Annotated in this window: 6 protein-coding genes and 4 tRNA genes; 1 reads left to right on the top strand and 9 read right to left on the bottom strand. The window is 55.4% G+C overall.

All coding sequences use genetic code 11. The annotated features are described in order from the left end of the window. The 5 genes from ACOTXD_RS18540 to ACOTXD_RS18520 form a co-directional block, all read right to left on the bottom strand. A partial coding sequence (locus ACOTXD_RS18540) for an elongation factor Tu (protein ID WP_079831122.1) occupies nt 1-691 on the bottom strand: 691 nt, incomplete at its 3' end. A 118-nt stretch (nt 692-809) separates the two neighbouring features. Continuing rightward, nucleotides 810-885 (bottom strand) — tRNA-Thr (locus ACOTXD_RS18535). Nucleotides 886-891: 6 nt separating this feature from the next. After that, nucleotides 892-966: transfer RNA gene (locus ACOTXD_RS18530), tRNA-Gly, on the bottom strand. Between the two features lie 116 nt (nt 967-1,082). Beyond that, nucleotides 1,083-1,167 (bottom strand) — tRNA-Tyr (locus ACOTXD_RS18525). 8 nt (nt 1,168-1,175) lie between these two features. After that, nucleotides 1,176-1,251: transfer RNA gene (locus ACOTXD_RS18520), tRNA-Thr, on the bottom strand. Between the two features lie 317 nt (nt 1,252-1,568). Between ACOTXD_RS18520 and coaA the strand changes: the two genes are divergently transcribed. After that, entirely contained in the window at nt 1,569-2,519 is a 951-nt protein-coding gene (coaA, locus tag ACOTXD_RS18515) for a type I pantothenate kinase (RefSeq protein ID WP_015569977.1), read from the top strand. 42 nt (nt 2,520-2,561) lie between these two features. On the opposite strand, the gene dppF is transcribed toward coaA, so the two are convergent. From dppF to dppB, 4 genes are read right to left on the bottom strand one after another with little or no spacing between them, the layout of a single operon-like run. Beyond that, nucleotides 2,562-3,575: a dipeptide ABC transporter ATP-binding subunit DppF gene (dppF, locus tag ACOTXD_RS18510; protein WP_061856850.1), complete on the bottom strand. Its 1,014-nt coding sequence runs from the start codon at nt 3,573-3,575 to the stop codon at nt 2,562-2,564. Continuing rightward, nucleotides 3,572-4,555, bottom strand: a complete 984-nt coding sequence (gene dppD / locus ACOTXD_RS18505; RefSeq protein ID WP_022650197.1) for a dipeptide ABC transporter ATP-binding protein — start codon at nt 4,553-4,555, stop codon at nt 3,572-3,574. The genes dppF and dppD overlap by 4 nt, the downstream gene beginning before the upstream one ends. Before the next feature lie 10 nt (nt 4,556-4,565). After that, nucleotides 4,566-5,468: a dipeptide ABC transporter permease DppC gene (dppC, locus tag ACOTXD_RS18500; protein WP_003862349.1), complete on the bottom strand. Its 903-nt coding sequence runs from the start codon at nt 5,466-5,468 to the stop codon at nt 4,566-4,568. 9 nt (nt 5,469-5,477) lie between these two features. Beyond that, on the bottom strand, nt 5,478-6,497 hold the full coding sequence (dppB, locus tag ACOTXD_RS18495) for a dipeptide ABC transporter permease DppB (RefSeq protein WP_006810536.1): 1,020 nt from the start codon (nt 6,495-6,497) through the stop codon (nt 5,478-5,480). Between the last annotated feature and the right edge of the window lie 42 nt (nt 6,498-6,539).

Genomic DNA, 6,539 nt, shown 5'->3' with positions numbered 1-6,539 from the left:
GACCGGTAACAACGGTACCACGACCGGAGATGGAGAATACGTCTTCGATTGGCAGCAGGAATGGCTTGTCAATCGCACGCTCTGGTTCTGGGATGTAAGAATCCAGGAAGCCAGCCAGTTCGATGATTTTCGCTTCCCACTCTGCATCGCCTTCCAGCGCTTTCAGCGCGGAACCACGAACGATTGGAGTGTCGTCGCCTGGGAAATCGTACTGAGACAGCAGTTCACGAACTTCCATCTCTACCAGTTCCAGCAGCTCTTCGTCATCAACCATGTCGCACTTGTTCAGGAACACGATGATGTAAGGAACGCCTACCTGACGACCCAGCAGGATGTGCTCACGAGTCTGAGGCATAGGGCCATCAGTCGCAGCAACAACCAGGATCGCGCCGTCCATCTGCGCAGCACCGGTGATCATGTTTTTAACATAGTCGGCGTGGCCTGGGCAGTCTACGTGTGCGTAGTGGCGAGTCGGGGTGTCATACTCAACGTGAGAAGTGTTGATGGTGATACCACGAGCTTTTTCTTCTGGTGCGTTATCGATCTGGTCGAAAGCACGAGCAGCACCGCCGTAGGTTTTAGCCAGTACGGTAGTGATTGCAGCGGTCAGCGTTGTTTTACCATGGTCAACGTGGCCGATAGTACCGACGTTAACGTGCGGTTTTGTACGTTCAAACTTTTCTTTAGACATCGATTGTCCCTCTAAGACACGGATAAATCGGTGATATCACCACATCAACCAGGCGAAAATGCCTGAACTGTTGAATACATTTACATTGAAACAGAGAGAAAGGGAGGGAGAAGTGAAGTGGTGCTGATACCCAGAGTCGAACTGGGGACCTCACCCTTACCAAGGGTGCGCTCTACCAACTGAGCCATATCAGCACGTATTGGAGCGGGCAGCGGGAATCGAACCCGCATCATCAGCTTGGAAGGCTGAGGTAATAGCCATTATACGATGCCCGCATCCTGAAACTCGGCTACCCAGTTCTTTCTGTAACAAAAAAAGAGATTTCTCTCTTTTCTGTTCGAGCTGGTCAATTTTTCCAACCAGCTCCGGCGGCGTTGACGCTGCCAGAAAGTGGTGGTGGGGGAAGGATTCGAACCTTCGAAGTCTGTGACGGCAGATTTACAGTCTGCTCCCTTTGGCCGCTCGGGAACCCCACCGGACTTGATGGTGCCGACTACCGGAATCGAACTGGTGACCTACTGATTACAAGTCAGTTGCTCTACCTACTGAGCTAAGTCGGCATCAAGTAGCGCGCATTCTATGGAGACCTGCGCAGTCATGCAACTAAAAAATTGCATAAAACGTTCTTTCGCTCACATTTTATTCGAAACCAGGGCTAACCGCTGTAAATTCATCCGCTCACGGTTAAAAATTCAACATGAACGCCTGATTTCGGCACGCTATAGCCCCACGTGATACCTGCCCGGTTAAGCATCGCTTTCCCATATTTTTTCTTATTATTCCTCTCATCTGGTGTTAACCTCCTGCCCATTGTCCAAAATTAACTATGTGATGAGCCCGCACCCGCCGTTTCGTGATGGTTCACAGAAGCATGCTTATGAGCAAAAAAGAGCAAACGTTAATGACGCCCTATCTTCAGTTTAACCGTAGCCAGTGGGCAGCCCTGCGTGACTCCGTCCCTATGACACTGACGGAAGGTGAAATCGCACGGCTAAAAGGGATAAACGAAGATCTCTCCCTGGAAGAGGTGGCAGAAATCTATCTCCCCCTCTCTCGCTTGCTTAACTTCTATATCAGCTCCAATTTGCGTCGTCAGGCCGTCCTGGAACAGTTCCTCGGCACGAACGGTCAACGTATTCCTTATATCATCAGTATTGCGGGCAGCGTGGCAGTGGGTAAAAGTACCACCGCGCGCGTGCTTCAGGCGCTGCTGAGCCGCTGGCCGGAACACCGCAGCGTGGAGCTGATCACCACAGACGGCTTCCTGCATCCCAACGAGGTGTTGAAAGAACGCGGCCTGATGAAAAAGAAGGGCTTCCCGCTCTCTTATGATATGCACCGCCTGGTAAAGTTTGTTTCAGATCTAAAATCGGGCGTACCTCACGTTACCGCGCCGGTTTACTCGCATCTGATCTACGACCGCATCCCGGATGGCGACAAAACGGTTGTGCAGCCCGACATCCTGATTCTGGAAGGCTTAAACGTCCTGCAAAGCGGGATGGATTACCCTCACGATCCGCATCATGTGTTTGTCTCTGACTTTGTCGATTTCTCAATTTATGTCGATGCGCCGGAAGATTTGCTGCAACGCTGGTATATCAACCGCTTCCTGAAGTTCCGCGAAGGGGCGTTCACCGACCCGGATTCCTACTTCCACAACTACGCCCAGCTCTCTGAAGAAGAGGCTATCAGCGTGGCGACCGGGCTGTGGAATGAGATCAACTACGTCAACCTCAAAGAGAACATCCTGCCGACGCGCGAACGCGCAAGCCTGATCCTCACCAAGAGTGAGAAACACGCCGTCGACCAGATTCGTTTACGGAAGTAGACCTCAGACGTAAAAAAACCGGCTTATCGCCGGTTTTTTTATTTATGCATGCGGCTTTTCGCCGTTTTCATCCTGATCGACCGCGAAGCAGGCCACCAGCTGTCCACCATAATCCTTTAGCTGTGGCTGCAACTGCGTACACGGACCGAAGCGGCGACGGCAGCGGGCGTTAAACGCACATCCCGGCGGCGGGTTAAGCGGGCTTGGCAACTCACCGGTCAGCTTAATGCGCTCACGGCGGTCATCCGGGTTCAGCCGCGGCGTCGCAGACAGCAGTGCCTGGGTATACGGATGACGCGGGTTAGTAAAGATCTGATCTTTCGTCCCCTTCTCCACGCAGCGTCCCAGATACATCACCATCACCTCATCGGCAATGTGCTCGACCACGGACAGGTCATGGGAGATGAAGACATACGACAGTCCCAGATCCTGCTGTAAATCCATCATCAGGTTAAGCACCTGCGCGCGAACGGACACGTCAAGCGCTGAGACCGGCTCATCGGCAATCACCACATCCGGGTCAAGCATCAGCCCACGAGCGATGGCAATACGCTGACGCTGACCACCAGAGAACATATGCGGGTAGCGATCGTAATGCTCGGTTTTAAGCCCCACCTTCGCCATCATCGCCAGCGCTTTTTCACGACGCTGCTCTTTGCTCAGATTGCTGTTAATCAGCAGCGGTTCTTCCAGAATCTGCCCCACTTTTTTACGCGGGTTTAAAGAACCGTACGGGTTCTGGAACACAATCTGGATTTTCTGGCGACGCAGCTTCTGCGCCTGCGGATCGTGCTTGAGCAGATCCTGGCCCTGATAGTAAAGCTCGCCGCCGGTTGGCGTTTCAATCATCGTCAGCAGACGGCCCAGCGTGGATTTCCCACAGCCCGACTCCCCGACGACCGCCAGCGTTTTACCGCGTTCAAGGCTGAAGGAGACGCCGTCCAGCGCTTTTACCAGGCGCTCGGGGGCAAAAATCCCCTTCTTCACCGGGTAATGTTTTTTCAGGTCGATAGCCTGCAACAGCGGCCGTTGCGTGGTGGCCTGGTGCGTACTCATAGTGTTGGCCTCCCGGCATCATCGAGTGGGTAGTGGCATTTTGACTGCCGACCATCGGCCAGCAGATTCAGCTCTGGCTCCTCGGCGCGGCATTTATCTGTCGCATACGGGCAGCGCGGATTCAGCAGGCAGCCCTGCGGACGGTCATATTTACCCGGAACCACACCCGGCAGTGACGCCAGACGCGCTTTGTCCTGGGCAAACTCCGGCAGCGCACGCAGCAACGCCTGCGTATACGGATGACGCGGCGCGCGGAAGATATCGTGCGAACTTCCGGTCTCCACCACCTGACCCGCGTACATCACGATGATTTTGTGCGCCGCTTCCGCCACCAGCGCCAGATCGTGCGTAATCAGCACCAGCGCCATGTTCTCTTTCTGCTGCAGCTCCAGCAGCAGCTCGATGATCTGTGCCTGGATGGTCACGTCAAGCGCCGTCGTCGGTTCATCCGCAATCAGCAGCTTTGGCCGACAGGCAATCGCCATGGCGATCATCACGCGCTGGCTCATCCCGCCTGAAAGCTGGTGCGGGTAAACGTCCAGACGCGATGCTGGGTCAGGTATCCCCACCTGGTTCAGCAGATCGATAGCACGCTGGCGACGGGTTTTCTTATTCCCACCCTGATGCACCTTAATCGCTTCCATAATCTGGAAACCCACGGTGTAGCATGGGTTCAGGCTGGTCATGGGGTCCTGGAAGATCATCGCCACTTCCGCGCCCACCAGCTGGCGGCGCTGTTTTTCGGAAATACGCTTCAGATCCTGACCGTTGAACTCCAGATTTTCCGCCATCACGCGGCCGGGGTAGTCAATCAGCCCCATAATCGCCAGCGAACTCACTGACTTACCGGAGCCCGACTCTCCTACAATCCCGACCACTTCGCCCTGATTAACGCTGTAGCTGATACGGTCCACGGCGCGAAACGGTGTGCCTTCGTCGCCAAAGTGCACGGATAATTTATTTACATTTAATAACGCCATCTCGTGCCTCTTACTGCTTCAGTTTGGGATCAAGTGCATCACGCAGACCATCACCCATCAGGTTAAATGCCAGCACCGTCAGCAGAATCGCCAGACCCGGGAAGGTGACGACCCACCAGGCGCTTTGCGCGAACTGCAACACGTCGGAGAGCATGGTGCCCCACTCCGGTGTTGGCGGCTGCGCACCCATGCCAAGGAAGCCAAGAGCGGCCATATCAAGAATGGCGTTAGAGAAACCGAGCGACGCCTGAACAATCAGCGGCGCAAGGCAGTTTGGGAAGATATTGATAAACATCTGACGCATCGCACCGGCACCCGCCACGCGAGAGGCGGTAACGTAGTCGCGGTTCACTTCCACCAGCACCGCCGCACGGGTCAGACGCACATAGTGCGGTAGCGCAACAAACGTCAGCGCAAGCGCGGCGTTACCAATCGACGGACCGAAGATCGCCACCAGCACCAGCGCCAGCAGCAGGCTTGGCAATGCCAGCATAATGTCGACGACGCGCATGATGATGTTATCAACAATGCCGCCGAAGTAGCCTGCCACCAGGCCGAGTACGATCCCCATGATCAGCGACAGTACGACAACGAGGCAGCCAACCAGCAGCGACAGGCGTGCGCCGTACATCAGGCGCGAAAGCACATCGCGACCCACGTCGTCGGTGCCCAGCAGGTGCGCCAGGCTTCCGCCGTCCTGCCATGCAGGAGGTGCCAGCAGCGCATCGCGGAACTGATCAGCCGGGTTATACGGCGCAAGGACGTTCGCAAACACCGCAATCAGGATCATGATGGAAACATACACCAGCCCGACGACCGCGCCTTTGTTGCGCTTGAAGTAGTGCCAGAATTCCTGCATCGGCGTCATTGGCACCGGTGCGGTGACCACTTTATTTTGAGTAACTTGTGACATGATGGCCCCTTACTTCTTATGACGAATACGCGGGTTCACCACGCCGTACAGCAAATCGACCAGCAGGTTGACGAGAATAATCATCGTCGCGACCAGCAGTACACCGCCCTGCACAACCGGATAGTCACGGCGTTGCAGCGCATCAATCAGCCAGCGTCCAAGACCCGGCCAGGAGAAGATGGTTTCGGTCAGGATCGCCCCCGCCAGCAGCGTACCGACCTGCAAACCGATAACGGTTACCACCGGCAGCATAGCGTTTCGCAGGGCATGAATGATGATGACGCGCATACGGGTCAGGCCTTTAGCGCGGGCAGTACGAATATAATCCTCGCCCAACACTTCCAGCATGGAGGAACGGGTCATACGCACGATCACCGCCAGAGGGATGGTGCCCAACACCATTGCAGGCAGGATCATGTGCGCAACCGCATCAATGAAGTTGCCCTCTTCGCCCCAGATCGCCGTATCAATCAGCATAAAGCCGGTTAACGGATTGGTGTCGTCAAGGAAAACCATATCGCTGACGCGTCCGGAGACCGGCGTCAGGTTCCACTGCACCGAGACCAGCATGATCAGCATCATGCCCCACCAGAAGATAGGCATGGAGTAGCCGGTCAGTGCCAGGCCAACAGCGGTGTGGTCAAAAATAGAGCCACGTTTAACGGCAGCCAGTACGCCAACGGGGATCCCTACCGCGGTCGCGAAGATCATGGCGCAGATACCGAGTTCCAGCGTCGCTTTAAAGCGAGGTACGAACTCGTCCCACACCGGAAGACGGCTTTTCAGTGAAATCCCTAAATCGCCGTGCAACACGCCCCAGATATAGTGGAGATACTGCTGCCACATCGGCTTATCGAGGCCGAGTTCAGCCAGCAGTTGCGCATGACGTTCAGGGGAGATACCACGCTCGCCCGCCATAATCATCACCGGATCACCCGGGATCATATGGACGAAGGCAAAAGTGAGAAGGGTGATACCGATAAACGTCGGGATAACCAGTCCCAGACGTCGGAGGATGAACTGCAACATAACCCGGATTCTCTCTGATGACGCACACTCAGTGGCGTGACG

The sequence above is a fragment of the Enterobacter cloacae complex sp. CDL013 genome (genome assembly GCF_049238805.1).
In the GTDB taxonomy this organism is placed as follows: Bacteria; Pseudomonadota; Gammaproteobacteria; order Enterobacterales; family Enterobacteriaceae; genus Enterobacter; species Enterobacter hormaechei_C.
Note: the sequence above shows the minus strand (reverse complement) of the source record. Positions and strands in the feature narration are given on the sequence as shown.